Below are 25,472 nucleotides of genomic sequence, written 5' to 3' on the forward strand. Positions count from 1 at the left end.
ATACCAACTAAAGGAGATTATTATTCATGAGTATCCACATCAATGCAAACAAGGGCGATATCGCAGAAACGATTCTGCTGCCTGGAGATCCACTAAGAGCCAAATATATTGCAGAAACTTTTCTTGATGACGTTGTCTGCTACAATGAAGTCCGTAATATGCTTGGTTTCACAGGCTATTACAAAGGCAAGCGCATCTCTGTACAGGGGACCGGCATGGGTGTTCCATCCATCTCCATCTACATTCACGAACTCATGGCTGAATATGGTGTCAAAAACCTGATCCGCGTCGGCACATGCGGTGCCATACAGAAAGATGTGGAAGTCAGGGACGTCATTCTGGCACAGAGCGCGTCCAGCGACTCATATCAGAACAGAAAACTATTCAACAATATCGAATACGCACCAACTTCAGACTTCGAGCTGCTGCTTTCAAGCTATAATGAAGCGAAGAAAAAAGGATTGAACGTCAAAGTCGGCAACGTATTCACAGCGGACTCCTTCTACGATGAAAATGGCAACATCGAGCAGCTTGCAGAGTACGGTGTCCTGGCTCTGGAAATGGAGTCCAGTGCACTCTTTACAATCAGCAAAAAGTTTGATGCAAGAGCACTCTCCATCCTTACCGTGTCGGACCACGTCCTTACCGGAGAAGCCACTTCAAGCGAAGAACGTCAGACCACTTTCAATGAAATGATTGAAGTGGCGCTCGATGCAAGCCTCCCATTTGCAGAAGAAACTGAATAGTATACAGCAGGAACAGTGCCCGGCACTGTTCTTTTTCTTTAATTTTCAAGCTTAAACTGGTAAACTGAAACTTAATTATCCAAGCAGAAATTAGGTGTATGTTTTGAGCGAAGAAAACGAGCGTCATGAGTCCAGGTTTGGAGAGGGACGACGTATCAATATCAATTTTTTTTGGTTTATAGTAATCATATTGACATCAATCATTGCCACAGCTGTCATTACAGCACTCAGCCTCGAAGCCGGGTCCGAGAAGGCTGTCAATGTCGGAACGGATACGCGGAGCGAGTTTGCCAAACTCTATAACGTGTATGACACGATCAATGCCAACTATTATGAAGAAGTCGATCGTGAGGCGCTGATCGAATCTTCAATACAGGGCATGGTCGAAGGGCTCGATGATCCATACAGCGAATACATGAACAACGAAGAGCTGGCACAATTCCAGGAATCTGTAACCGGCGATTTCGAAGGCATTGGGGCCGAAGTGATGCAGGAAGGCAACCGTGTCATCATCACATCCCCGATGCGCGGCTCTCCAGCTGAGGAAGCCGGGCTTGAACCGGGAGATGAGATCATTGCAGTGGATGGCGAATCCATTGAAGGATGGACTACCCAGGAAGCTGTCCAGCTGATACGTGGAGAAAAAGGTACGGACGTTGTCCTGACCATTGTCAGAGGTGAAGGCGATCCGATGGAAGTGACGATTACAAGAGATACGATACACCTCGACAGTGTGACTTATGAAGAAGTGGAAGGTGTCGGCCATATCAGCATCAACCGCTTCCAGGAAGGAACGACTGAGGAGTTCGAGAACATGCTCAATACGGCATCTGAAGATGGCGTAGAGGATATCATCATCGATTTCAGGTACAATCCGGGCGGACTTCTGGATGAAGCTGTCAGCATGATCAACCAGTTCATCGGGCAGAATGAAACGGTACTCTATCTGGAAGAGAATGGTGGAGAACGCACTGAAATAAAGACAAGTAATGAGAAGAATCCGAACACTGACGACTTTAACGTCCATATCCTGATCAATGAAGGCTCTGCAAGCGCCTCTGAAGTATTTGCAGGCGCGCTGGATGATCTGACGGATGCCACCATTGCAGGCACACAGTCCTTCGGTAAGGGTGTTGTACAGCGCACAGTCGAACTTGGTGATGACTCCCTTCTGAAGTATACGAATACGAAATGGCTGACACCGGATGGCAGCTGGGTGCATGGCGAAGGTATCACGCCGGATGTGCAGCTTGTGAACCCGGACTACTACAGGGTGGAAATGCTGAACCCTGAAGAAGTGTATACTGAAGATGTCAGCAACGAAACAGTACCATCCATCAAAGTGGCGCTGGACACGCTCGGTTATGAAGTTGATGATTTCAACGAAACATTCGATGCATCATTGACCGAAGCAGTAGAATCGTTCCAGGCAGATCATGATCTTGAGCAGAGTGGCGATGTCACTGGTGAAACTTCCACTGCATTGATGAGTGACCTCAGGGACTACATCAACAGCAATGATGCCCAGCTCAACTATCTGATCGACTATATCAATGGCGACTATACTGAAAAAGAAATAGAAGCATACGCAGATGAACGTGCACAGCATCTGGAGATCGAGGAACGTGAAAATCACGCAGAGCAGGATGCAGGCAATGAAGAGGAATCGACAGAAGAATAGCACTCAGGCCGTATGGACATCATGTTTATACGGCTTTATATTGTATCAATGGCAAAAATAGTTTAAAGTAATTAGCATAAAAGAGTTTTGGAGGAAAGTATGGAACCAAAGAAAAGAAAAGTTGTCCTCACGGGTGGGGGCACAGTCGGTCATGTAATGCTCAATAAACTGCTCATACCGGGTTTTATAAATAGAGGGATAGAACCTGTCTATCTGGGGTCGAAGAAGGGGATCGAAAAAGAAATTATCGGTGCGACTTCCATAAAGTACTATAATATTTCGAGCGGGAAACTGAGACGCTACCTTTCCTCGGAAAACTTCAAAGATGTCTTTAAAGTCATGAAGGGCATCAGCGATGCCCGCAAGGTGCTCAAAAAGGAGAATGTCGAGTTCGTATTCTCAAAGGGCGGATTTGTCAGTGTACCTGTTGTACTTGCTGCTAAATCGCTCGGCATCCCCGTCTATATTCATGAATCCGATATTACACCAGGACTTGCGAACAGGATAGCAGGCAAATTTGCCACAAAAATATTCGTCACCTTCAAAAGAACACTTGAATATATTCCTTCAGACAAGGCTGAATATATCGGGCCGGTCATACGTGATGAACTGAAACGCGGGTACAGCAAGATCGGCTACGAACTGACCGGTTTTACACCTGACAAGCCTGTCATGATTGTAATGGGTGGGTCTCTCGGTGCCCGTTCCATCAACCAGTTCATCAGGAACAACCTGGATGAACTGACCCAAGAATGGCAAATCATCCATCTATGCGGCCGGGGCAACTACCAGGAGGGGCTCGACAGGGACAACTACAAACAGTTCGAGTTTGTGAAAAAGGAACTCCCGCACCTCATCACTATTTCCGATATCGCCGTCGGCCGTAGTGGCTCGAACGCCATCTACGAATTCCTCCTCAACGAAAAGCCGATGATACTCATACCGCTGCCGCGCTCCCAGAGCAGAGGGGACCAGGTGGAGAATGCAGAGTATTTCAAAGAGAAAGGCTATGCAGAAGTCATACAGGATGAAGCACTTGATATGGAAATCTTCCAGGAGACGCTTGCCCGGATCGATTCCAATAAGGAAGCCATCGTGGACTGCATGTGCAAGTTCGAAGGAGGCTTCAAACCTCAGGAGCTCGTCGATTTCCTGATCAGCAAGGAGGCACATCAATGAGTCGACTGAAAAAATTATCCCTGTTTCTCGTTTTTACACTGATTTTCGGCGTCATCGCCTTTTTCCATGAATCCCGCCTCGGACGCTGGATCGATACTGAAGTGTATGAATTCATCTACGCATCGGAAAGTTTCATCACCACGGCACTCATGCTCGGTTTCACCCAGGTCGGGGAAGTGCTGTCGATGATTATTCTGTCACTCATCATGATTACGATACTGATGCTGTATCGTCTCAAGTTCGAAACACTTTTTCTGATCATATCGATGCTGACGAGCAGTGTACTCGTACCTGTATTGAAAAATACCTTCGACAGGCAACGACCTTCTCTTCTCAGACTAATCGATATTACCGGGTTCAGCTTCCCGAGTGGCCATGCAACGGGATCGTCCATTTTCTTCGGATCATTGATGGCGCTTATCAAAAACAGTGAACTGAACAACAAGGGGATACTTTATGGTGTATGCGCCACATTCATATTGATGATATCTTCTTCGAGAGTCTATCTGGGTGTACATTATCCGACCGATGTCATTGCCGGAATTGTCGCCGGAACCGCTGTGGTCATCGGAACAAGCTTCATCATGCACAAAAAGCTTGACAAGCTTCCAACGCCTGTTTAGAATGTAATTGAAAATGATTATCAATGATAATGAATAAGCCCCCCTTATTTAACAGATCATTTTCAAGACAAAGAAATATATCCATAAACATATGGCAGCGTCCTTCTGGGCGTTGCCAATTTTTTTGTATGCACTTATAATTATCTTGTCAATCAATATTAGTGAGGTGAGATCAGATGGTCGTCAATCTGTATGAGTCCATAACCCTGGAAAATGAAAGAATAAGGCTCATCCCCATGCAGCCGGGCCATGCCCGGGAGCTGCACGAAATCAATCACGAATCCATCTGGTCCTATATGCTGTTCCAGGCAACAAACGAAGACCTCATGCAGGAGTGGGTAAAGAGCGCCATAGAACTCAGAAACCAGCTTACGGACATCCCATTTGTCGTCGTATTGAAAACGACAGATGAAGTGCTCGGCAGTACGAGGATCCAGCATATCGACTACGAAAGACAGAGCTGCGAAATCGGCGCGTCATGGTTCGGTACGCGTGCCCAGCGTACTTTCGTCAATTCCGACAGCAAGTTTCTGCTGCTCGAGTACTGCTTCGAAGTGCTGAATATGATGCGTGTCCAGATCCGTGCGGATGAGAGAAACATCAGAAGCAACCGTGCAATCGAACGGATCGGTTTTACGAAAGAAGGCATCATCCGCAAGGAAAGGAACCTTCGCGGTGTTGCCCGCAACATCATCATTTATTCCATAATCGATGACGAATGGCCGGAAGTCAAAAAGAACCTGCTGATCAAACAGCAGAGCTATATGATGGATCTGCCCATGGAAACAGTGAGCTGACGCATGATATTCATCATGCGTTTTTTTTAGTGCCGCCGGCATGATATGATGACAAAAACAGAAGATAGGAAGATTATGATGAAACATATTCTAGTTGTGGAAGATGAGATGAACCTTGCCCGCTTCATCGAGCTGGAGCTCGTTCATGAAGGGTATCAGGTCACTTTATCCTCGGATGGCGGAGATGGCTTGGATAAAGCGTATGCATTCGACTATGACTGCATACTGCTCGATCTGATGCTGCCTGAGCTGAATGGGCTCGAAGTATGCAGACGGCTGCGCAAGGAGAAGGATACACCGATCATCATCATTACCGCCAAAGGCGAGACATACGACAAGGTGATTGGACTCGACTATGGTGCAGATGACTATATTGTCAAACCATTTGAAATAGAAGAACTGCTGGCAAGAATACGCGTCATCATGAGACGCTCCACTTCAAAGGACCAGAAGCATGAAGTGCTTTCCATGCACGGCATCGTCATGGACGCCCAGGCGCATCACGTCGCAATAGATGACGTCAATATCGATCTGACCAAGACGGAATATGATCTGCTTCATCTGCTGATGAAAAATGCGGGTGTCGTCCTTCAGAGGGAGACCATACTTGATCATGTATGGGGGTATGATAGCGAAGTCGAGACAAATGTCGTCGATGTCTACATCAGATATCTGCGCAATAAGCTCAAGCCATTCGACAGGCATAAGCTGATAGAGACCGTCAGAGGTGTCGGGTATGTGATCCGGCCATGAACAGACAATCATTGAAATACAGATGGCTGCGTCTGTCCACACTGATCATCTCCATCACATATCTGATATTCAGTTCCCTGCTCATCTATCTGACCAGTCTCTACCTGGAAAATCAGGAGTACCGCTCGATAGATCGAAGTCTTGAGGAGCTCGAGAGCATATACGAGAGCAACCCGATCAACACCATCAATGAAAATGAAATCTATTCGAGTCTCTATGATGGTCAGAAGATGGTCCTCTATACACAGAGTGGGGAGGAGGTCTTCAGTGCCACTGCCGGCATTCCGCTCGTTTATGATAACGAATTCGAACCTGTATACGGAAAAGAAATCACTTCCATGGATACAGAAGATGGCAGCTTCTTCAAAGGGAGCATCAGGCTGGATTCGGAGTACTGGAATGGCTATCTTTCAGTCATCCACCCACTCGACTACTACCATTCGGTCATCCGGATGATGGTCTTCATCGCCATCATTGTCGGATTCGTCTCCATTCTTTTCACCTCGATCATCAGCTACTTCTTTTCCACACAGATGGTCAAGCCGATACGGAACATTGCCAACCAGCTGAAGAGAATTGAAGATGAAGGATTCTCGGAACGTCTACAGATACAGACCAATACTGAAGAAACCGACTATATGGTCGAGTCGTTCAACCATATGATGGATTCGCTGGAGCGATCCTACAACCAGCAGAAGCAGTTTGTTGAAGATGCCTCCCATGAACTCAGAACACCGCTCCAGATCATCCAGGGGCACCTGAAGCTGATCAACAGATGGGGGCGGCATAAGCCTGAAGTTCTGGATGAATCATTGAATATATCCATAGACGAACTCCAGCGGATCAATAAGCTTGTCGAAGAACTCCTTCTTCTGACAAAGAATGAGGGCAGAACAAAAGAAGTCATGGAGGAAGTCGATATCAGCAAGGAAGTGGAGAGCAAGGTGGAGGCATTCAAGCAGCTGCATCCGGACTACACTTTCACGCTCGACCTCGATGACAGGAATATCAGATTCCTCATCAACCCATATCACTTTGAGCAGATGCTGGTCATTTTTCTGGATAATGCAATCAAATATGACCACGAACAGAAACGCATCAATGTTACAACAAAAAAACGCGAGGACCATTTCGATATTTCAATCACCGACCACGGCATCGGCATTCCTGAAAACGAAATCGAAGCCATCTTCGACCGGTTCTACAGAGTCGATAAATCAAGGAGCAGGGAGCTCGGCGGCAACGGTCTCGGACTCTCCATCGCACAAAAACTTATCGATAACTATAAGGGCAGGGTATGGATAGAAAGCGATGAGGGAGCGTTTACAAAAGTGACGATAAGATTCCCACTAAAAAAATAGACAATTGTAATAATTACAGCAATTATTGGCTTTAAAACAAAATACCATAGTGCTAGAATGGAACTGTATAAGATAAAAAGAATCTAAAGAGGGTGGCAAAATGCAAGAGAAAGAACTTGAGAATGCCCCGGTTCGTTTCGGTACCAATCTGGGGATGATTCTCGAGCTTCACGATATGTACCAAGAAAATCCAGACAGTGTAAGTGATGAAATGCGCTTCCTGTTTGAAAATATCAGTTCTGGACAGGCAGGTACTGCTCAATCGGATATTGATCACAGCAAAGTAAAAAGTCTATTGCGTCTGATAGATAATATCAGACTGTTCGGTCATCTGGAGTCGGATATCTATCCCGTTTACACACCGGATGTGAAGAATGTACCAAGCCTGGACTTTGAAGACTACAATCTGACTGAGGATGATCTGAAAAGACTGCCTGCTTCACTTGTAAGTGTTCACCTTGGTGACTACTATGATAATGCTTTCGAAGCAGTCACCCAGCTCCATTCACTCTATACGGGACCGCTCGCATACGAGTACATGCACATCAATGACACGGAAGAACGCCAATGGCTGAAGGAGACAATTGAAACACAGGAAGAGATTTCACTTTCCGATGAAGAAAAGAAGCATCTGTTCAAAACACTGGCGAAAGTGGAAGGGTTTGAAAAGTATCTGCACAAGAACTTTGTAGGGGCCAAACGATTCTCCATCGAAGGGGTCGACGCCATAGTGCCACTGCTTGACCATATGCTCGAACTGATGGCGGATGAAGGCATTCCCAACCTGCAGATCGGCATGGCACACCGTGGCCGATTGAATGTGCTGACACATGTCCTCGAAAAGCCATATGAAATGATGATCAGTGAATTCATGCATACCGATCCTATGAAATTTCTTCCGGAGGACGGTTCACTTGAGATCACCCAAGGCTGGATGAAGGATGTAAAGTATCATCTGGGTGGATCGAAGACGCGGGAAGACAAAGGACTCAAACAGCGCATCAGTCTGGCAAACAATCCAAGCCACCTGGAAGTCGTCGGTCCGATTGTCCTCGGCAAGACCCGCGCACAGCAGGAGACGACCGACCACGCAGGACATCCGGACCAGGATTTCAATAAGGCGATTGCCGCCATTGTACATGGCGATGCCGCATTCCCGGGACAGGGCATTGTATATGAAACTCTGAACCTCGGCAAACTGAATGGATATAGTGTTGGAGGTTCCGTCCATATCATTGCGAACAACCGTATCGGCTTCACTACCGAAGAGACGGATGCACGATCGACAGTATATGCTTCCGATGCAGCGCTCGGCTTTGATCTGCCTATTCTCCACGTCAATGCGGATCGTCCGGAGCACGTACTCAGAACAATAGAAATTGCGCTTAAATACAGACAGAAATTCAACAAGGACATCGTCATCGATGTGCTCGGCTACAGAAGGTATGGCCATAATGAAATGGACGAACCGACAACGACCAATCCACTTCTGTACAAAGAAGTGAAATCCCATGATACGATCGATGAGATCTATGGTGCCAAACTCGTTGAAGAGAACGTCATTTCAGAAGATGAGAAGAAGGAGACCATCCAGAGTGTACTGGACGAAATGAGAGCCGCCCATGACAAGATCGATAAGGGTGACACGAATGTGGATGGACAGCTTGAAACTCCGGAAGTCATACTGGAAGGGCAGGATAACCCTGAAGATGGCATATCACGCGAACGCCTTGAACAGATAAATGAAGATCTATTCCAATATCCTGATTCCTTCACGGTATTCAAAAAGCTTTCCAATGTTCTCGAAAGAAGGAAAAAGCCGTTTGAAGACGATGAGGAGCTGATCGACTGGGCACACGCGGAAGCGCTTGCTTTCGCTTCGATCAACCAGGATGGCACTCCGATCCGGCTGACCGGACAGGATTCCGAAAGGGGCACATTCGCACAGAGGCATGCGGTGCTGCATGATCCGGAGACCGGGGAGGAACACATACCACTCCATGTAGTCAGGGATTCAAATGCAACGTTCGATGTCCACAATTCACCACTGTCGGAAGCCGCAGTCGTCGGCTTCGACTATGGATATAATGTGGAACAAAAGTCTGTCATGGCAATATGGGAAGCACAATACGGCGACTTCTCGAACATGGCGCAGGTCATCTTCGACAACTTCATGGCTGCAGGCAATGCCAAGTGGGGTGAAACATCCGGCATGACGCTGTTCCTTCCTCACGCACAGGAAGGACAGGGCGCCGAACACTCCTCAGCCCGCCTGGAACGCTACCTCCAGCTTGCTGCTGAAAATAATATGACAGTTGCCAATCTGTCCAGTGCGTCGAACTATTTCCATCTGCTCCGCAAGCAGGCGAAATATCTTGATACTGAAAAAATGAGGCCACTGGTCCTCATGACACCGAAAAGTCTGCTCCGCAACCAGATTGTCAGTGAACCTGTAAGTGCTTTTACAGACAGCACCTTCAAGGAGATCATACTGCCCGAGTACAAGCGGACAAAAGTCAAAAAGGTATTGATAGCGAGTGGCAAGATGGCTGTGGATCTGCTGACAGAGCAGAGGAAGAACCCGGATGATGAAGTGATGATCATCCGATTGGAGCAGATCTATCCATTCCCTTCGGATAAGATCCAGGAAGTGCTGAAAGGTCTCAAAAGTCTGGATGAAGTCAGATTTGTCCAGGAGGAGCCTGAGAACATGGGAACGTACAATTACGCCCTGCCGTTCCTTCTTGAGATGGTACCTGAGAAAGTGGAAGTGAACTATGTAGGCAGAATCAGACGTGCATCCCCTGCAGAAGGCGATGGGGAATCCTATAAACTGATCCAACAGAATATTATTGAAACTGCTCTAAAATCATAGGAGGTAGAATAATGGCTGAAGTTAAAGTCCCGGAATTGGCTGAATCAATTACAGAAGGAACAATTGCAAGCTGGCTGAAACAAAAAGGTGACCAGGTCGAAAAAGGGGAAAACATCCTTGAACTCGAAACCGATAAGGTCAACGTCGAAGTGATCAGCGAAGAGGCCGGTGTCATCACCGAGCTCAAGGCTGAAGAAGGCGACACGGTCGAAGTTGGACAGGTCATCGCCATCGTCGAAGAAAGTGGTGGATCAGGCGGTGCGTCCGAAAAGTCCGATGCTGATTCCGGCAAGGAAGAGGAAGATGATAAAGAAGAGAAGGATTCCAAGGAATCCGAGAGCAGTTCAGAACAGAAAGAACCCGAAAAAGCTGAAGCGAAGGAAGAACCATCCAATGGTGAGCGTATTGTCGCCACACCTTCCGCAAGACGCTTGGCACGCGAGAAAGGCATCGACATCAATGATATCAATGCGTCGGACCCAAGAGGCCTTGTAAGAAGCCAGGATGTTGAGAATCATGGCAAGCAGCCTGAGAAATCCGCAGCACCAAAGAAGCAGGAACAGCCGCAGAAGCAGGATTCCGGCAAGCCGGATAAGCCTGTAGTCAGGGAAAAGATGTCCCGCAGAAGACAGACCATTGCCAAGCGTCTTCTTGAAGTTTCACAGAATACCGCAATGCTGACGACTTTCAATGAAGTCGATATGACAAACCTCATGGAACTCAGAAAGCGCAAGAAGGAACAGTTCCAGGAACGTCATGATGGCACACGTCTCGGGTTCATGTCCTTCTTTACGAAAGCATCCGTCGCGGCACTCAGAAAGTATCCTGCTGTCAATGCTGAAATCGATGGGGAAGATCTTGTTCTGAAGCAGTTCTATGATATTGGTGTCGCAGTGTCGACCGATGAAGGGCTCGTTGTACCGGTCGTCAGGGATTGTGACCGTAAGACATTTGCAGACATTGAAAATGATATTGTCGACATGGCCAAGAAGGCCCAGAATAAAAAGCTCGGTCTTGATGACATGACTGGCGGTTCATTCACCATTACAAACGGTGGGGTATTCGGCTCACTGATGTCCACACCGATCATCAATGGTACACAGGCAGCCATCCTCGGCATGCATACCATCCAGAAACGTCCCGTGGCAGTCGATGATGAAACGATGGAGATCCGTCCGATGATGTACATTGCCCTAAGCTATGACCACAGGGTCATCGATGGCAAAGAGGCAGTAGGATTCCTTAAAACCATCAAAGATCTCGTTGAAAATCCTGAAGATCTTCTGCTTGAAGGATAAAACAGTGATATTTATGACAGACGTCCGTGGGACGTCTGTCTTTTTTATGTTAGAATCATAATAAAATCAAATGTCTGGAGAGATGAACATGCTTCATGAAACATGGAACGATAACAACTTGAGAACGGTTAAGGTAAAACATACAGATGCAAAGAAATACAAAGTATCGGAGATGCTGACAGCCGGGAAGCAGTACACGGTCGTCAATGAAACTGAAGAATATATTTTTGTCAAAGATAATTCGGGTAAAGTCGGCGGCTACTATAAGACATACTTCGAAGAAGCTGAATAGATATGGCGATACAATTTTTTCACAACGATGAAACAATCAGAGGGGATGCGATGATCATCCTCTCCCTCGGCAAGAATCTTCTGCTCAAAGGACCTACGGGAGCAGGAAAGACCCGTCTTGCAGAAGATATGTCCCGGGCGCTTGATCAGCCGATTCACAGCATCAACTGCTCTGTGGATGTGGATATCGAATCTCTGCTTGGTTTCAAGACGATCGAATATATGGAAGGCCGGCAGGAAATCACTTTCATAGATGGTCCGGTCATACGTGCAATGAAGGAAGGTGCTATTCTATACATTGACGAGATCAACATGGCCAGGCCTGAAGTGCTGCCGATATTGAATGCGGCGCTCGACTACCGGAGAACGATCACCAACCCGCTGACCGGCGATGTCATTACGGCAGAACAGGGTTTCAGAGTCATTGCAGCGATCAATGTCGGTTATGTGGGAACCATGCCGATGAATGAAGCACTGCTCAACCGCTTCAATGTGATCGAACTTGGATATGTGTCGAAAGAAGCACTTGCAGAGATACTGAAAACACAGAGCATACAAAAAGATGAAAGTATCATTGATGAAATTGCGCAGTTCCACAGCGATCTCGTCACGATGACGGAACAGGGCCAGATCTCCCAGGAAGCTTCAAGTGTCAGAAGTCTGATCGATCTGGCAGATCTGAGCACGAAGATGCCGATCAGCCGTGCCTGCTATCGGGCAATCATCGACAAGCTGGATAGTGAACAGGAGAAAAAGGCGATACTGAACGCGGCAGAACTTCAATTTGGGATGGGATGACCATGAGCTATTCATTCATAAAGTTCAATGATGAAATCGTCGACTCCAAAATCATGATGGAATTGACCGACCTTGCGCGTCTGCTCATGAAAAAAAGGGAAGTGACCGTTTCCGTACGGAAGTACAGCTACTACGATCCCGTAGAGAATACTTTCAACCTGAGCTTCTTCTGGAAGCATCGAACCGATATTACAGAGAGGGAAGGGTTCAGGTACGACCTTTTGACCCGTTATCCTTCGGCTTTCATCAATGACTACAGCCAATATGGCAGCATGAAGGACAAGGGAGTGCTGGCCCAGCAGATCTTCCTGTCCCTCGAATACTATAGGAACCGTCGGGCCGCTTTCAATTCCCGGCCGCTGATCAGCAGTTTTGTCGAGAAGGGCGATGCCATAAGAGTGAGGGAGTACAGCAGAAATGCTGCTTCTGATGCCGAGGCATTTATCAGATCATTCAATATTGCCATCCTAGAGCGCAGTGAATCCATGCATGCATTTGATGCAGATTTCCCTCTGGTCAGCACCAGTACAAAAGACAGCATCCGCATGACCAGTGACATCATATCGACGCTCTCACCCCGAATTTCCCTCAACACCACATTCCAGATCCATGACATGCCTTTCAACGAAATCAGTGCATTCAATAAAACGACACCATTCAGAAAAGATGCGGCGTCGCTTGAAGAGCACATAGAAAACGAAGAAGAAGCAACGCATAGTGTCGATACGAAGACGGATCGGGATGCAGAGGATGCGAACGTCCTTGGCGAAACGGGTGACAATGCGTCACGTAAAAGTGCGCATGGCAGACAGAATGATCATAATGATGATGTATCCGACTACTACGAAGGGTTCGGTAGAAATGCAGGAGATAATCAATTTGAGGACAGGGGACGCATCAACCAGCATGCAACCTTGAATGTACTGCGTCCAAAGATAAAACTTTCCCAGTACAAGGACTACCAGAACATATATGAGTCCTATAATTACGTCGCCCAGAAAGTCATCGGCGACATTACACAGATTCTCAACTATAAGATGAATGCATACCAGACTCGCCGGACTTCAGGAAAACTGATGAAAAATCCAGCCGGGCCGCTTATGGAGAACAGTCACAAGCTGTTCGTCAAAAAGAATACCGAATCGAAGGAGATCGATGCTGTATTCACCATCATCATCGACCAGTCATTCTCCATGACGGAGCATCTTGCAGGGTGCCGGAATGGTGCCATCATCCTGAACAATATACTTCGATCACTGCATATACCACACCGTATCATTTCATATCATGAAGATACTTTTGAAGTGATTAAGAACCATTATCCCAATAATATTTATGAACATATGGATTTTGACAGATCCCGATACTATTACCCTGTTTCACTCATGGACCTTGAAGCTTCCGGTGATAATAGGGATGGGCTCATCATCAGAAACGAAATGGAGAACCTCGTGCAGCGCAGCGAAAAAGACAAGTTCATCATCATGTTCTCCGATGGACTGCCAAGTGCAGAGCAGTATAACCAGAGCGGCATCATCGATACGCATGAAGCAGTCCAGGAAGCCAGAAGATCAGGGATACAGGTCATCAACATGTTCATTGATCAGGATAATGAAGAAAATACATTGGCAGCCATCAGAAATATATATGATACAGACACGGTCATCGTCCACAGTGCAGAAGAAATTGCTTTTGCATTGCCGAACCTGCTGAAGAGGGTCCTGACAAAAGTGCTGATGTAATGTCGATTCGTGATATCTGATAATTAAGAATCTTATGGACTTGATCATATTTGTGTTGTACACTAGGGAATGTCATTTTATTAATTTTTCGTATCAGGAGGTCAAATAATGAGCTTAAAAAACAACATCATTGTCGGTTTCATGCTGTTTGCCATGTTCTTTGGCGCAGGAAACCTGATTTTCCCACCAGGGCTCGGCTTCGAGAGTGGGCAGCATTTCTGGGTGGCAATCATCGGATTTGTCATTACCGGGGTAGGGCTGCCGCTGATCGGTGTCATCGCCGGCTCAATTTCAAAAGGCGGCTACCGGGAATCGCTGAAAGTGGTCCATCCGGCTTTTGCCATCATCTTCATGGTGATCATCTATCTTGCAATCGGCCCATTCTTCGCTATTCCAAGAACAGCAACGACAGCATATGAGATGTCGATGGTGCCGTTCATCAACGGTACAGGCTGGGTGAGCCTGCTCATTTTCACACTCATCTTCTTCGGCATCGTATTTGCACTGAGCTATAACCCGAGCAGAATGGTCGACAACATCGGTCGCTTTCTTACGCCGGTCCTGCTGGTGACCATCATTGCACTGATCGTCAAAGCCATCATGATGTACATGGGCAATGATTCAGGTACTGCGGCTGAAAGCTTCGATGCAGCATCTCCATTCTCCGTCGGCTTTACTGAAGGCTATCTGACAATGGATGCGATTGCGGCCATTGCATTTTCAGTCATCGTTCTGAACTCGATACGCAACCTTGGGGTGACGAAAAGAAAAGATCTGCTCATCGAGACGATCAAATCCGCCTCCATTGCAGCATTTCTTCTGGGTGTCATCTACATTTCACTTGGATGGATCGGCAATCATGTGAGTCCGACTGTTGCCCAGCCGGAAGACCAGAACCTGGGGACGTTCCTGCTGACATTTGTCGCTGATGATTCCTTCGGACAATTTGGAGCAATTCTGCTGGGTGTCATCGTGGCAGTGGCCTGTCTGACGACAGCAACTGGTCTTGTTGTGGCTGTCAGCGAGTACTTCAATAGTATCCTTCCAAAAATATCATATGAAACTTTTGTCATCATATTCACTCTGATTTCACTTGTACTGGCCAACCAGGGACTGACTCAGGTCATTCAGACGAGTGTGCCGGTACTTTCCATCATCTATCCGATTGCGATGGCGTCCGTTGCACTGCTGTTTTTGACTTACTTCATCCCATCGCCAAGATTGAGTTTCCAGATTCCGATCTTCCTGATCATCATCACGAGTATTCTGGCAGTCGTTCACAGAAACGGATGGCTTGATCTTGGATGGATTGAATCCATGCCTCTGTTTGCGAACTCGTTCGAATGGATTCCTGTCATGATCATCGGCTATATCATCGGCTATCTGATCGGAATGAAACAGGAAAGAGTCAAATACTCATAAAAAAGAAGCGCAGATGCGCTTCTTTTTTAGTATCTATGCTCCTGCTTGAGTTCGAGCAGCCTTGTTTTGAGCTCTTCTTCCATGTGTACAAGTTCACGCTCGGCAGCCTGCCTTTTCTGTGAACCTTCCTGCTGTATTCTCAATGTTTCCTCGATGGTCGTCACCAGGTTATCCTGGGTTGTCTTCAATGTCTCGATATCAACAATGCCTCTTTCATTCTCCTGGGCAGTCCGGATGGAATTCTGCTTGAGCATCTCGGAGTTTTTGGTCAGCAGATCATTGGTCGTATTTGTGACAGCCTGCTGTGCCTGGGAAGCCGATTCCTGACGAAGCAGGGTGAGGGCGATCGCCATCTGGTTTTTCCACAGCGGTATGCTGGTCAGTATGGAGCTTTGGATCTTTTCGGCCAGTGTCTGGTTGATATTCTGAATCATCCTGATCTGTGGTGCAGACTGGAGTGTAATCTGTCTGGAAAGTTTAAGATCGTGCACTCTTTTTTCCAGACGGTTGATATACTGCATCATATCGTTGACTTCCTGCACATGCATCTGGTTGCTGGATTGTTCAGCCTTGCTTCTCAATTGTGGCAAAGTCTCATTTTCAAGCTCCTGTTTTTTCATTTCAGCAGCAGCAATGTAGATATTGATTGCATCGAAGTAGTCTTTGTTCTGATCGTACAGCTTATCGAGCAGATGCACATCCTTGACAAGCACTTCCTTGGCATGCTCGAGCTGGATGCTGATGCGATCCACTTGTGAAGCGACACTCTGGTGTTTCGAAATCAGTTCATTCACCGATTTTTTGACCCTTCTGAACAGACGGTTGAATATATTCTTCTTCTCCTTGGAAAGTTCATCCGGATCGATTTCCTTCAACTTCTTCATCAGGCTCTCCAATGTATCCCCGATTGGACCTACATCCTTCGACTGTACTTCATTCAGCATCTGATGGGAAAATTTCGAGAGTGCCTGCTGGGCGTTGGCCCCGTATTGTATCAGAGCATCGTTATTCAGAGGTTCTATCTTATCTTTGATTTCTGTAATCCTTTTCAGATCCTCTTCGCTGAACCGCTCCTGATAGGTCGTCAGTGCATCCTGCTGCTGACTCTCGGCCATGGCCACTTCCGGCTCGGGAATCAGTTCATTCTTTTCATCCACGGAAGAAAATGGATCTGACAGAAGCTGTTCTTTCAACTTATTTTCCTCTTTCATCATCTTCACCTCTGTTTTGGTATACGGGTTCTTTCTCTTTTTTACGGAGCTTCACTTTCTGTTCATCCAGCGTGTTGTCGAGTTTCATGGTGGATGTGCTGAGCTTCCTGTTCAGCTTTATGAAGTCCTTTTCAACTTCCAGTGCCTGATAGCTGTTCTTGTTCATGGATGACAGGTTGCTCTGTATCGTCCGTTTCAATTCGAGCAGTGAAATTCTCGTTTCATGCAGTTTGACCTTCTCCTCCTTGGTCTTGCCGGGCATCTTATAGAGGAACAGGTACTGCTCAATCGTATTTACTGCAGAATCAAGATTCGAGTGGAAAAACTGCTGGATATTGAAAAACAGTTTAGGATCATTCTCAACTGTCTGATACACAGTCCGGACAAGGCGGTTGATATCATATATCAGACGCGCGTCCTTCAACGTTCTTACATTCTTGTAACTCTGCCTCAGCCGCTTTATTTTCTCTCTTGCTTCCGCCAGCTGGGCTTTGACGTAGCGATATTCACTTTTGGTGATTCCCATCTTCTGCAGCTGGGAATTGAGAGTGATCGACTGGGTAGGGAAGTAGGCCGCAAAAAAACCACCTGCTGCAATCATCGTATCGAACACCAGATGAATATCGAAAGCAATCATTGAGAACATGCCGGCCACGACGGCAACCGGAACGGAAACTAATGATGCAAACCAGTGTGATATATTATTCTTCATATTTGAATTACACCTTCAGTCAGTACTATTTGGTGACAAATCTGCCATTGCCATCTTCAAGAGGGATATTTTCGACGGTATAGTCGTCAACTCTTGAAGCAGGGGAGACACCTTGGATGATTTCCTGTACAAATTGATCGAGATCGGATGTTTCCCCGGTCGCCAGTATTTCCACGTGGTCCTTTACGTTTGCTGCATATCCGGTAATGTTCAGTCTGTCTGCCAAAGCTTTGGTCGAATATCTGAAACCGACGCCCTGGACATGACCAGAAACGCTTATCATTCTAGATTCCATCTGCAACACCTCTTATACATATTATAGGATTTTTAACTTGATAATGCGAATTATACGCGTATATAATACTTATATTATCAAAAGCGAATGGAGTTTTTAAAATGCTTAGTATTGTCATACTCAAAGCGGATTATGAAGGCTGGTGGCTTTTTGAGGGTTGGCAAGATAATATCATCAGACAGTACAGCTACGACTCGGAAAAAGACATGCGCGAGGCGTATGCCGAGGTGAAGCAGCAGATGGGGGAGAAGTTTCATTCTTCCAAAGATGGAAAATACAGACTTACTGCCTACTTCAATGGCTGCGAACTTGAATACTGTGATGACTGTGATGAAGATCTTCAGATATACTATACACCGATGATGATTAAAAATGATGAATTATTTGTATAATATTATTAGAATATTCATAAAAAATTTACAAAACTTACAAAGAATCGTTTGCAAATGCAGTAATTTTGCAGTATAATTGACGTATCAATAAGTATTCTCTATTTAAGCAATTGTATGTACCATACAGTTCTTATCCATGTAGTTTATGCATATTGAATTATCGTCTTTGGAGGATTTAATTAATGAAACAAGGTACAGTAAAATGGTTCAATGCAGAAAAAGGTTTTGGCTTCATCGAAATCGAGGGTGAAAACGACGTATTCGTACACTTCTCCGCGATCAACCAAGAAGGTTACAAATCTCTTGAAGAAGGTCAATCAGTAGAATTCGAAGTAGTTGAAGGCGACCGCGGCCCACAAGCTGCAAACGTTGTTAAACTATAATATAAATCTATTTATGGGTTAAATCGATTTGTATCATAAAAACCTGGGTCTCGGCCCAGGTTTTTTAAGTGCAATTATAAAAGGAGCGCCTTATGGCGCTCCTTTTTTATTTAATATCATTCTGAATCAGCTGTTCGAGGCTCTGCCTTCTGATGATTTCCCTGACATTGTCCCTGCTCGTGAAGATGACAGCCGGTTTCATCATCTGGTTGTAGTTTGATGCCATCGAATAATGGTAGGCACCTGTTGTTTTCACAGCAACGAGATCACCTCGGCGGATATCTTCAGGCAGGGCGGCATTTTTTCGTACAATGTCGCCGGATTCGCACAGCTTGCCGACAACATTGGCATTCATGGACTGATTTTTATTTTCTTTTGCAGTCACCACTTCATATTCAGCGCCGTAGAGTGGGGTGCGGATATGATCGCTCATGCCGCCATCGACCGATACATAGCGTGAAACGCCGGGGATATCCTTCACAACGCCGACTTCATACAGCGTAATACCTGCTTCTGCGACGATGGAACGTCCAGGTTCTATCATGATGTGTGGGAAGGGGATGTCGTATTCGGCGGATAGTGTCTTCAGCCTGCTGATGATGTTGGCAAAGCCTTTTTCAATCGGATAGCGTGTGTCCGCTTCCGTATATCGGACACCGTAGCCTCCGCCCATATTCAGAATCTCTATGTCGATGCCGGACTTGGAAAGCCATTCGAATACCACATCAAGCGCCTTCAGGAACGGGCCTTCCTCATCAATCTGTGACCCAAGGTGGTAATGCACACCTTTGAAATTCAGATTTCGGCTGTTCTTTATTGCTGTAATTGCTTCAAGCGCCGTACCGTTATGAATGGACAGACCGAATTTGCTGTCCTCCTGGCCAGTCTGTATGTATGAATGCGTATTGACGTCAATTCCTGGATTGATGCGCAGCAGAACATCCACAGGCTGATCTGCCAGCTGGTCGAGCAGTGCCACTTCGTCCATGGCATCAACGACAAAAAGACCGATGCCCATATCAAGCGCGTAACTGATTTCCTCTGCCGTCTTATTGTTGCCGTGGAAATGGATATGGGAAGCCGGAAAGCCTGCCTGGATCGCTGTATACAGCTCGCCTCGGGATACGACATCAAGTTTCATATCTTCTTCCTGCAGCAGTTTGACCATCTGTACGGAGGTGAAGGCTTTAGATGCATAGGAGATGGAGTAGTCGAGTGATTCCTGTTCGAATACACTGTGATATTTGCGGCATTGGCTGCGGATCGCATCTTCGTCATACACAAACAGTGGCGTGCCATACTGCTCTGCAAGTTGATTCAGAGCATGTCCATTCATATGAAGTTCATTATTGATATATTCGAGTGTCATTTAAAATCACCTTTTTTAGAGAATTATAGTTCAGCGCACCCAGCTGCTCGGAGTTTGCCCCGACACCCAAAGCAGTAAATTTGTCGATTCTGAGATCACTGCCATATAGGATGACTTCATCTTCCATAGTCACTTCGTCATCCACTTCCACAATCATATGGCTCATCATCAGTGCCTTTATCGGATAGCGCCTGCCATTGATCAGGCAGTCGAATGCAGCACGTTTTCTTAATATGCCGTCCCCATATCCTATATCCACCACCGCAATCATTGTGTCGCGCTCCGGACAGTAGCTGCCGCCGTAACCGCACTTTTGACTGGCGGAAAGATTCCTCAGCTGGACGATTGACGCTTTCAGCGTCATGCTCTGTACATAGTCTGAAGCAGGCAGGCTGGCATAGGGGCGGGAACCGTATAGTGCGATGCCGAGCCTGAGATGCGTATGTCCTCCGAGCAGGCCATCACGTGCGAAGCTGGCACTGTTCTGCGCATGGATATATTTGAAATGGCGACCCGTAGCCATGACTTCCGAAAGGAGATCGAGCCACATTTTTCTTTCCACTTCGTACTCTTCCATATCCAGCTCATCGGCATAGCCGAAGTGTGTCCATACCCCGGCCATATCGGCTCTGTTATAAGGCGGCAGGGCGCAGTTGTCATTGATCACTTCCACCATTTCAGAGGCATCTTCAAAGCCGGATCGGTTGAAAAGTCCGGCATATTCCAAATGAACGCTGATACCGGTGAGTTCTTCTCTGTATTTATAGTAGTATTCGAGAGAGGGGAGTGTGATATGGAAATCGTTGCTTCTGACCGACTCGAAATCATATGTCGGGTTCATCAGAAAAATCATTGCATCGGGTGCCATTTCCCTGATGGTGCGTGCCTCATCCATCGATGTGGTCGCGAATGAATGGATGCCGGCCTCAAGAAATGCACTGACGGAAAACTCCAGACCATGATTGTATGCATTGTTTTTGACAACCGCGATGACATCCTCGCCGCCGGTGGATGCTTTTGCTGTCTGTATGAATTGTGCTCTGTCAATAATGAGTGTACCGCCCATTCCATTCACTTCCTTTTTATATTTCGTTCATCAGTGCTTCGTAGTAATCGGCTACATCCATGAGTACTTTTTCGTCAAGATCGAATGCTGGTGTATGGAGACTGCTTGTAAACCCTTTTTCTTCATTCCGGCTTCCAAAGAAGACGAAATAGGATGGGGCCAGCCGGCTGTAGAAACTGAAGTCTTCACCAAATAGGTAGGGCTTGTCATTCTCCACTACATCGAGTTCCAATGAGGAGAGTGCCGTTTCGACAGGACGCCTCAGTGCCTGGACATTCATGACCGGCGGGTAGCCTTCGTTGAAGGTGACTTCGACTTCCGATCCGAACAGCTCGGTGGCTGTCCTGGCCAGTGTGGACATTCTTGATTTGATGGTATCCAGGTCGCTCATTTCATATGTCCGTATCGTCCCCTCAAGGTAGCCGCGGCTTGCCACTGTATTGATGGCTTCACCGGCATTCAGGTTGCCGATATGGATGATGTTGCGGTTCAGTCCATTCAGATGGAAATGCTGCAGCTGCGTGAGCTGTGTTGCAATATGCAGCAGGGTTTCTATTGAAGATACGCCTTCATGCTTTGCTACGACATGTGCGGACGCGCCATTGATATGGAAACGGAATTCTGTGGCACTTGCAGTAATCTCATCATCGCGGAGCACTACTTTGCCTTCATCCTCATTCGGCATCATATGAACACCGAATACAGCTTCAATATCCATTTCAGGCTGCCAGGCATCAATCAGCTGGCTGGCACCAGCCGCTGTTTCCTCGGAAGGCTGGAACATGAATATGACGTTGTGCGCAAGTTTCCCTTCATCAGCAAGCACTTTGCACCGTTTTGCGAAAAGCATGAGCGCAGTTGTGTGGCCATCATGCCCGCATGCATGCATGACGCCGTCGACTGTACTGCGATAGGGTACATCATTCTCCTCATGGATCGGCAGGGCATCGATATCCGCCCTGTACGCGACCGTTCTTCCTGAATTGCCTTTTAGAAAGGCAACGGCCCCTGTTTTTAGAGGCCGTTCAAAAGGAATATCCATCTGTTTGAGAAAATCTATGATGTGTTCAGTCGTTTTGAATTCCTGCATGCTCAGTTCAGGATGCTGATGAAGTATCCGTCTGTGATGCGTGGCGAATTCCAGATCAGTCATTCAATCTCCTCAGTGCAGCAACAATCTCCTTCTTGGAGTTTTCGACGTCCTGCGCCTGTTTGATGACTTTGGCTGGTGTGCCTGCGACGACAGCGCCTGCCGGTACATCTTCCGTGACAATGGCACCTGCAGCAACAATGGCACCTTTGCCGACAGTTATCCCTTCCAGAATGACAGCATTGGCACCAATCAGTACGTCATCTTCAATGACGACAGGGGATGCACTCGGTGGCTCTATGACACCGGCAAGTACTGAACCCGCACCGACATGGACGTTCTTGCCTGTCACTGCACGGCCACCGAGAGATGCGTTCATGTCGATCATGGTTCCTTCCCCGACGACTGCACCGATGTTGATTGTTGCGCCCATCATGACGACGGCGCCGTCTTCGATGACCGCATTTTCACGGATGAATGCGCCCGGCTCGATGCGTGCGTTGGTTTCCGACAGATCCTTCAATGGAATGGCGGAATTTCTCCTGTCCATTTCGATCTCGATGTCTGTGATGATCTCGGCATTTTCTGCTTCGAATGCTTTCCAATCAGCAAGATCTGCAAAAATCGTCTTTGAAGTTTCACTGCCGAAAACTTTGAGTGTTTCAGGGAACTGGACATTTTCAAAGTTGCCGTTGACGTACACCTTGACAGGTGTCACCTTGTGCGCGTCGCTGATGTATTGAATGATTTCTTCTGCTGTAAAATTTTCCATGAACTTATCTCTCCTCGAATAGATTATTATAGTCGTAGAATCCGTCCGGCCGGTTGACCAGAACTGCTGCTGCTTTCAGTGCACCATTGGCGAAGATCTCCTTAGATTGCGCCTGGTGGCTGATTTCGATGACCTCGTCATCCTTGGCGAAAATGCAATCGTGCGTACCGACGATGGAGCCGCCTCTGATGGCGCTGACACCGATTTCTTCTTTTCTACGTTTCTCATGCATACTGGACCGGTCGTACACCGGATAGCTGCCTTCCCGATGATCGAGGGCAGTATCCAGTAATTTTACCAGAGTCCCACTTGGCGCATCCACTTTTCTGTTGTGATGGCGTTCAACCATCTCAAGGTCGAAGTCCTCCAGCATGGTCAGCGCTTTTTTGAGCAGGCTGTTCATGACATGCACACCGTAGCTCATATTGGCACTGAAAAATACAGGCAGCGATGCACTCTTTTCTTTCAGAACAGCGACAAGTTCTTCTTTTCTGCCTGTCGTTGCAATGACAAGGGGTGTTTTCACTCCACCTTCCAGAAGAGGCAGTATGAGATCCGGATGCGAAAAGTCGATGGCGACATCCGCCCCGGCTGCATCGATTGAATCGAATGCAGGATAGGGGGCAGTTGTATTGTCCCCAGCGATGACTCCGGCAATTTCATGTCCCGCTTCTTCAGCCAGTCTTGCTGTAATTCTATTCATTGTGCCGTAGCCGATAAGCAGTATTCTCATACGAACGAGCCCTCCCTGAATCTTCTCAGTGTCTCGACCACTTTATCATGCATTTCCGCTTCAAGTGGCACAAGGGGCAGTCTCAGTTCATATTTGCCGAAACCGAGTGCACTCGTCATCGCTTTTACGGGGATCGGATTGACATCCACCTGTACCGCTTCAATCATCGGCATCAGTCTGCTGAACTGTTCCGCAGCATCACTATTTCCTGCTTTGATGCTGTCATAGACACCCTGCAGTTCACCAGGGATGATGTTGCCGACTACGGAAATCAATCCTTTGCCGCCCAATCGGCAGAAGTCGTGCATATTGTCATCGTTTCCGCTGTATAGGGTGAAATTCTGACCTTTTGTCAGTTCAAGTACTTCCTTTGTATATTCCAGATCGCCTACAGCATCTTTCAATCCGACGATGTTTTCATGACGGCTCAGCTTCTCAACGGTTCCAGGTTCTATCGTCATGCCTGTACGTCCAGGTACGTTATACAGGATAACCGGAAGATCTGTACTTTCTGCTGCCTTTACAAAATGCTCATACAGGCCACGCTGGCTGCTTTTATTGTAGTATGGGGTGATCAGCATCAGACCGTCCGCACCGACCTCGGCAGCATACTGCGAATGTGTAATGGTTGTCCGTGTCGAATTGGTGCCGGTTCCTGCAATGACAGGTACACGGCCTGCAACTGTCTCCACTGCCGTTTTCAGCAGGCCACGCATCTCTTCCCCGTCCAGAGTAGGGGATTCTCCTGTTGTACCATTGATGATCAGCGCCTGAGCATTGTTTTCAATCAGGTATTCGATGTGCGTTCTGAATGCTGCATAATCCACCGCATCATCTGTAAATGGTGTGGTCATGGCTACACCGATGCCTTCAAAAATCAAAATGTCATCCATTCTGAACCCTCTCCGTTTCCATCATCATTTTTAATATCTGTACCGTGTTCTGCGCTGCACCTTTCAGCAGGTTGTCTGCTGTGCACCATATATGGAATGTGTTCTCAAGCGAATCATCCCTGCGTATGCGGCCGACGGATACTTCCTGTTCCCCTGTGCTTTCAAGTGGTGTCGGATAGACATTGTTCGCCGGATCATCCAGCAGTTTGATGTAGGGGATATCCCTGAATGCTTCCCGTACTTCCTCAACCGTTGCCTCCTGATCCAGAGTGACGTTGATGTGTACGCTGTGGCTGTTCGATACCGGTACTCTGACACAGGTTGCTGTCACCCGCAGGTCGGGCTGGTCGAGTATCTTCTTCGTTTCATCCATCATCTTGATTTCTTCTTTCGTATAGCCGTCTGCCATGAAGACATCGATGTGGGGCAGTACATTATCATAGATCGGGTGGGGATAGGTCGTCGGTGCTTCTCCTTTTGCTCCCGCTTCAAGGTCTCTCAGACCGCCTGAACCGGAACCGGATACCGCCTGGTAGGTCGTGTAGTGCACTCTTTTCAGTCCGTATTTTTCTTTCAGCGGCTGGAGGGCAACGACGGACTGTATGGTCGAGCAGTTGGGATTTGCGATGATGCCGCGTTCAAGTTTCGGTGTATTGATTTCCGGCACGATCAGGTCGATATCCTCATGCATCCGCCATTGGCTGGAGTTGTCTATGACGATGGCGCCGTTCTCTTCAAAAATCGGTGCAAACTCCTTGCTTGTTCCGCCGCCGGCACTCATGACGACGTAGTCGAAAGGCTCCTTCGCCGATTCCTCATTCAGTTCCCTGACTGTAAGTGTCCGGCCAAGCACTTCAATTTCCTTACCTGCAGAACGTGGGGAAGAGAAGAGTACAAGCTCATCCGCCTCTATCTCATACTGCTCGAACATCTCGATCATCTTGTTTCCGACAACACCTGTCGCTCCAACTATTGCTACTTTGACCATAT

25 protein-coding genes are annotated in these 25,472 nt (G+C 47.1%); 15 read left to right on the top strand and 10 right to left on the bottom strand.

Features of this window, described 5'->3' with window-relative positions:
- Window positions 1-26: 26 nt before the first annotated feature.
- The 13 genes from deoD (at window position 27) to brnQ (ending at window position 15,566) form a co-directional block, all read left to right on the top strand.
- On the top strand, window positions 27-746 hold the full coding sequence (gene deoD, locus J4760_RS03590; protein WP_145286462.1) for a purine-nucleoside phosphorylase: 720 nt from the start codon (window positions 27-29) through the stop codon (window positions 744-746).
- 190 nt (window positions 747-936) lie between these two features.
- A complete protein-coding gene (locus J4760_RS03595) occupies window positions 937-2,427 on the top strand; it encodes a S41 family peptidase (RefSeq protein ID WP_237604796.1) in 1,491 nt (496 codons plus the stop codon).
- Window positions 2,428-2,526: 99 nt separating this feature from the next.
- The gene (locus tag J4760_RS03600; RefSeq protein WP_145286468.1) at window positions 2,527-3,606 is read left to right on the top strand and encodes an undecaprenyldiphospho-muramoylpentapeptide beta-N-acetylglucosaminyltransferase; all 1,080 of its coding nucleotides are present in this window, start codon (window positions 2,527-2,529) and stop codon (window positions 3,604-3,606) included.
- Window positions 3,603-4,229, top strand: coding sequence for a phosphatase PAP2 family protein (locus J4760_RS03605; RefSeq protein WP_145286471.1), 627 nt, complete (start codon window positions 3,603-3,605; stop codon window positions 4,227-4,229). The genes J4760_RS03600 and J4760_RS03605 overlap by 4 nt, the downstream gene beginning before the upstream one ends.
- Before the next feature lie 176 nt (window positions 4,230-4,405).
- On the top strand, window positions 4,406-5,026 hold the full coding sequence (locus J4760_RS03610) for a GNAT family N-acetyltransferase (protein WP_145286474.1): 621 nt from the start codon (window positions 4,406-4,408) through the stop codon (window positions 5,024-5,026).
- Between the two features lie 78 nt (window positions 5,027-5,104).
- Entirely contained in the window at window positions 5,105-5,779 is a 675-nt protein-coding gene (locus J4760_RS03615; RefSeq protein ID WP_145286477.1) for a response regulator transcription factor, read from the top strand.
- Window positions 5,776-7,140 carry a HAMP domain-containing sensor histidine kinase gene (locus J4760_RS03620; protein ID WP_145286480.1) on the top strand — a complete coding sequence of 455 codons (1,365 nt, stop codon included), beginning with the start codon at window positions 5,776-5,778 and terminating at the stop codon, window positions 7,138-7,140. The genes J4760_RS03615 and J4760_RS03620 overlap by 4 nt, the downstream gene beginning before the upstream one ends.
- Window positions 7,141-7,240: 100 nt before the next feature.
- Window positions 7,241-10,015 carry a 2-oxoglutarate dehydrogenase E1 component gene (locus J4760_RS03625; protein ID WP_145286483.1) on the top strand — a complete coding sequence of 925 codons (2,775 nt, stop codon included), beginning with the start codon at window positions 7,241-7,243 and terminating at the stop codon, window positions 10,013-10,015.
- An 11-nt stretch (window positions 10,016-10,026) separates the two neighbouring features.
- Window positions 10,027-11,313, top strand: coding sequence for a 2-oxoglutarate dehydrogenase complex dihydrolipoyllysine-residue succinyltransferase (odhB, locus tag J4760_RS03630; RefSeq protein ID WP_145286486.1), 1,287 nt, complete (start codon window positions 10,027-10,029; stop codon window positions 11,311-11,313).
- An 88-nt stretch (window positions 11,314-11,401) separates the two neighbouring features.
- A complete protein-coding gene (locus J4760_RS03635; protein ID WP_145286489.1) occupies window positions 11,402-11,605 on the top strand; it encodes a DUF6501 family protein in 204 nt (67 codons plus the stop codon).
- A 2-nt stretch (window positions 11,606-11,607) separates the two neighbouring features.
- On the top strand, window positions 11,608-12,402 hold the full coding sequence (locus tag J4760_RS03640) for an ATP-binding protein (RefSeq protein WP_237604797.1): 795 nt from the start codon (window positions 11,608-11,610) through the stop codon (window positions 12,400-12,402).
- A 2-nt stretch (window positions 12,403-12,404) separates the two neighbouring features.
- Complete coding sequence (locus tag J4760_RS03645) at window positions 12,405-14,144, top strand: vWA domain-containing protein (RefSeq protein ID WP_237604798.1); 1,740 nt, start codon at window positions 12,405-12,407, stop codon at window positions 14,142-14,144.
- A gap of 108 nt (window positions 14,145-14,252) precedes the next feature.
- Complete coding sequence (brnQ, locus tag J4760_RS03650) at window positions 14,253-15,566, top strand: branched-chain amino acid transport system II carrier protein (protein WP_237604799.1); 1,314 nt, start codon at window positions 14,253-14,255, stop codon at window positions 15,564-15,566.
- A 26-nt stretch (window positions 15,567-15,592) separates the two neighbouring features.
- Here the strand turns inward: brnQ and J4760_RS03655 are convergent, their stop codons facing one another.
- From J4760_RS03655 to J4760_RS03665, 3 genes are read right to left on the bottom strand one after another with little or no spacing between them, the layout of a single operon-like run.
- The gene (locus J4760_RS03655) at window positions 15,593-16,777 is read right to left on the bottom strand and encodes a toxic anion resistance protein (RefSeq protein WP_145286501.1); all 1,185 of its coding nucleotides are present in this window, start codon (window positions 16,775-16,777) and stop codon (window positions 15,593-15,595) included.
- Window positions 16,761-17,489, bottom strand: coding sequence for a 5-bromo-4-chloroindolyl phosphate hydrolysis family protein (locus J4760_RS03660; RefSeq protein WP_237604800.1), 729 nt, complete (start codon window positions 17,487-17,489; stop codon window positions 16,761-16,763). The genes J4760_RS03655 and J4760_RS03660 overlap by 17 nt, the downstream gene beginning before the upstream one ends.
- A gap of 25 nt (window positions 17,490-17,514) precedes the next feature.
- Entirely contained in the window at window positions 17,515-17,784 is a 270-nt protein-coding gene (locus tag J4760_RS03665) for an acylphosphatase (protein ID WP_145286507.1), read from the bottom strand.
- 101 nt (window positions 17,785-17,885) lie between these two features.
- Between J4760_RS03665 and J4760_RS03670 the strand changes: the two genes are divergently transcribed.
- Window positions 17,886-18,176: a DUF1033 family protein gene (locus tag J4760_RS03670; protein WP_145286510.1), complete on the top strand. Its 291-nt coding sequence runs from the start codon at window positions 17,886-17,888 to the stop codon at window positions 18,174-18,176.
- Window positions 18,177-18,358: 182 nt separating this feature from the next.
- Window positions 18,359-18,559, top strand: a complete 201-nt coding sequence (gene cspA, locus J4760_RS03675; RefSeq protein ID WP_017548994.1) for a cold shock protein CspA — start codon at window positions 18,359-18,361, stop codon at window positions 18,557-18,559.
- Between the two features lie 106 nt (window positions 18,560-18,665).
- Here the strand turns inward: cspA and lysA are convergent, their stop codons facing one another.
- From lysA to J4760_RS03710, 7 genes are read right to left on the bottom strand one after another with little or no spacing between them, the layout of a single operon-like run.
- Window positions 18,666-19,928: a diaminopimelate decarboxylase gene (gene lysA / locus J4760_RS03680; protein WP_237604801.1), complete on the bottom strand. Its 1,263-nt coding sequence runs from the start codon at window positions 19,926-19,928 to the stop codon at window positions 18,666-18,668.
- Entirely contained in the window at window positions 19,906-20,994 is a 1,089-nt protein-coding gene (locus J4760_RS03685; RefSeq protein WP_145286515.1) for an alanine racemase, read from the bottom strand. The genes lysA and J4760_RS03685 overlap by 23 nt, the downstream gene beginning before the upstream one ends.
- 16 nt (window positions 20,995-21,010) lie before the next feature.
- Window positions 21,011-22,147, bottom strand: a complete 1,137-nt coding sequence (locus J4760_RS03690) for a M20 metallopeptidase family protein (RefSeq protein ID WP_237604802.1) — start codon at window positions 22,145-22,147, stop codon at window positions 21,011-21,013.
- Entirely contained in the window at window positions 22,140-22,856 is a 717-nt protein-coding gene (gene dapD / locus J4760_RS03695; protein WP_237604803.1) for a 2,3,4,5-tetrahydropyridine-2,6-dicarboxylate N-acetyltransferase, read from the bottom strand. The genes J4760_RS03690 and dapD overlap by 8 nt, the downstream gene beginning before the upstream one ends.
- A 4-nt stretch (window positions 22,857-22,860) precedes the next feature.
- Entirely contained in the window at window positions 22,861-23,589 is a 729-nt protein-coding gene (dapB, locus tag J4760_RS03700) for a 4-hydroxy-tetrahydrodipicolinate reductase (RefSeq protein WP_237604804.1), read from the bottom strand.
- On the bottom strand, window positions 23,586-24,482 hold the full coding sequence (dapA, locus tag J4760_RS03705; RefSeq protein WP_237604805.1) for a 4-hydroxy-tetrahydrodipicolinate synthase: 897 nt from the start codon (window positions 24,480-24,482) through the stop codon (window positions 23,586-23,588). Before dapA ends, dapB begins: the two co-directional genes overlap by 4 nt.
- On the bottom strand, window positions 24,475-25,470 hold the full coding sequence (locus tag J4760_RS03710; protein WP_237604806.1) for an aspartate-semialdehyde dehydrogenase: 996 nt from the start codon (window positions 25,468-25,470) through the stop codon (window positions 24,475-24,477). The genes dapA and J4760_RS03710 overlap by 8 nt, the downstream gene beginning before the upstream one ends.
- Between the last annotated feature and the right edge of the window lie 2 nt (window positions 25,471-25,472).

The sequence above is a fragment of the Salinicoccus sp. ID82-1 genome (genome assembly GCF_021991715.1).
Taxonomy (GTDB): Bacteria; Bacillota; Bacilli; order Staphylococcales; family Salinicoccaceae; genus Salinicoccus; species Salinicoccus cyprini.

Excerpts from the sequence above, each read along its gene's own strand:
- brnQ (WP_237604799.1), top strand. The coding sequence starts at position 14,253 with ATGAGCTTAAAAAACAACATCATTGTCGGTTTCATGCTGTTTGCCATG.
- J4760_RS03655 (WP_145286501.1), bottom strand. The coding sequence starts at position 16,777 with ATGAAAGAGGAAAATAAGTTGAAAGAACAGCTTCTGTCAGATCCATTT.
- J4760_RS03615 (WP_145286477.1), top strand. The coding sequence starts at position 5,105 with ATGAAACATATTCTAGTTGTGGAAGATGAGATGAACCTTGCCCGCTTC.
- dapA (WP_237604805.1), bottom strand. The coding sequence starts at position 24,482 with ATGGATGACATTTTGATTTTTGAAGGCATCGGTGTAGCCATGACCACA.
- J4760_RS03600 (WP_145286468.1), top strand. The coding sequence starts at position 2,527 with ATGGAACCAAAGAAAAGAAAAGTTGTCCTCACGGGTGGGGGCACAGTC.
- lysA (WP_237604801.1), bottom strand. The coding sequence starts at position 19,928 with ATGACACTCGAATATATCAATAATGAACTTCATATGAATGGACATGCT.
- J4760_RS03645 (WP_237604798.1), top strand. The coding sequence starts at position 12,405 with ATGAGCTATTCATTCATAAAGTTCAATGATGAAATCGTCGACTCCAAA.
- J4760_RS03605 (WP_145286471.1), top strand. The coding sequence starts at position 3,603 with ATGAGTCGACTGAAAAAATTATCCCTGTTTCTCGTTTTTACACTGATT.
- deoD (WP_145286462.1), top strand. The coding sequence starts at position 27 with ATGAGTATCCACATCAATGCAAACAAGGGCGATATCGCAGAAACGATT.
- J4760_RS03610 (WP_145286474.1), top strand. The coding sequence starts at position 4,406 with ATGGTCGTCAATCTGTATGAGTCCATAACCCTGGAAAATGAAAGAATA.
- dapD (WP_237604803.1), bottom strand. The coding sequence starts at position 22,856 with ATGGAAAATTTTACAGCAGAAGAAATCATTCAATACATCAGCGACGCG.
- J4760_RS03665 (WP_145286507.1), bottom strand. The coding sequence starts at position 17,784 with ATGGAATCTAGAATGATAAGCGTTTCTGGTCATGTCCAGGGCGTCGGT.
- J4760_RS03625 (WP_145286483.1), top strand. The coding sequence starts at position 7,241 with ATGCAAGAGAAAGAACTTGAGAATGCCCCGGTTCGTTTCGGTACCAAT.
- J4760_RS03710 (WP_237604806.1), bottom strand. The coding sequence starts at position 25,470 with ATGGTCAAAGTAGCAATAGTTGGAGCGACAGGTGTTGTCGGAAACAAG.
- J4760_RS03690 (WP_237604802.1), bottom strand. The coding sequence starts at position 22,147 with ATGACTGATCTGGAATTCGCCACGCATCACAGACGGATACTTCATCAG.
- odhB (WP_145286486.1), top strand. The coding sequence starts at position 10,027 with ATGGCTGAAGTTAAAGTCCCGGAATTGGCTGAATCAATTACAGAAGGA.
- J4760_RS03670 (WP_145286510.1), top strand. The coding sequence starts at position 17,886 with ATGCTTAGTATTGTCATACTCAAAGCGGATTATGAAGGCTGGTGGCTT.
- J4760_RS03660 (WP_237604800.1), bottom strand. The coding sequence starts at position 17,489 with ATGAAGAATAATATATCACACTGGTTTGCATCATTAGTTTCCGTTCCG.
- J4760_RS03620 (WP_145286480.1), top strand. The coding sequence starts at position 5,776 with ATGAACAGACAATCATTGAAATACAGATGGCTGCGTCTGTCCACACTG.
- dapB (WP_237604804.1), bottom strand. The coding sequence starts at position 23,589 with ATGAGAATACTGCTTATCGGCTACGGCACAATGAATAGAATTACAGCA.
- J4760_RS03640 (WP_237604797.1), top strand. The coding sequence starts at position 11,608 with ATGGCGATACAATTTTTTCACAACGATGAAACAATCAGAGGGGATGCG.
- cspA (WP_017548994.1), top strand. The coding sequence starts at position 18,359 with ATGAAACAAGGTACAGTAAAATGGTTCAATGCAGAAAAAGGTTTTGGC.
- J4760_RS03685 (WP_145286515.1), bottom strand. The coding sequence starts at position 20,994 with ATGGGCGGTACACTCATTATTGACAGAGCACAATTCATACAGACAGCA.
- J4760_RS03635 (WP_145286489.1), top strand. The coding sequence starts at position 11,402 with ATGCTTCATGAAACATGGAACGATAACAACTTGAGAACGGTTAAGGTA.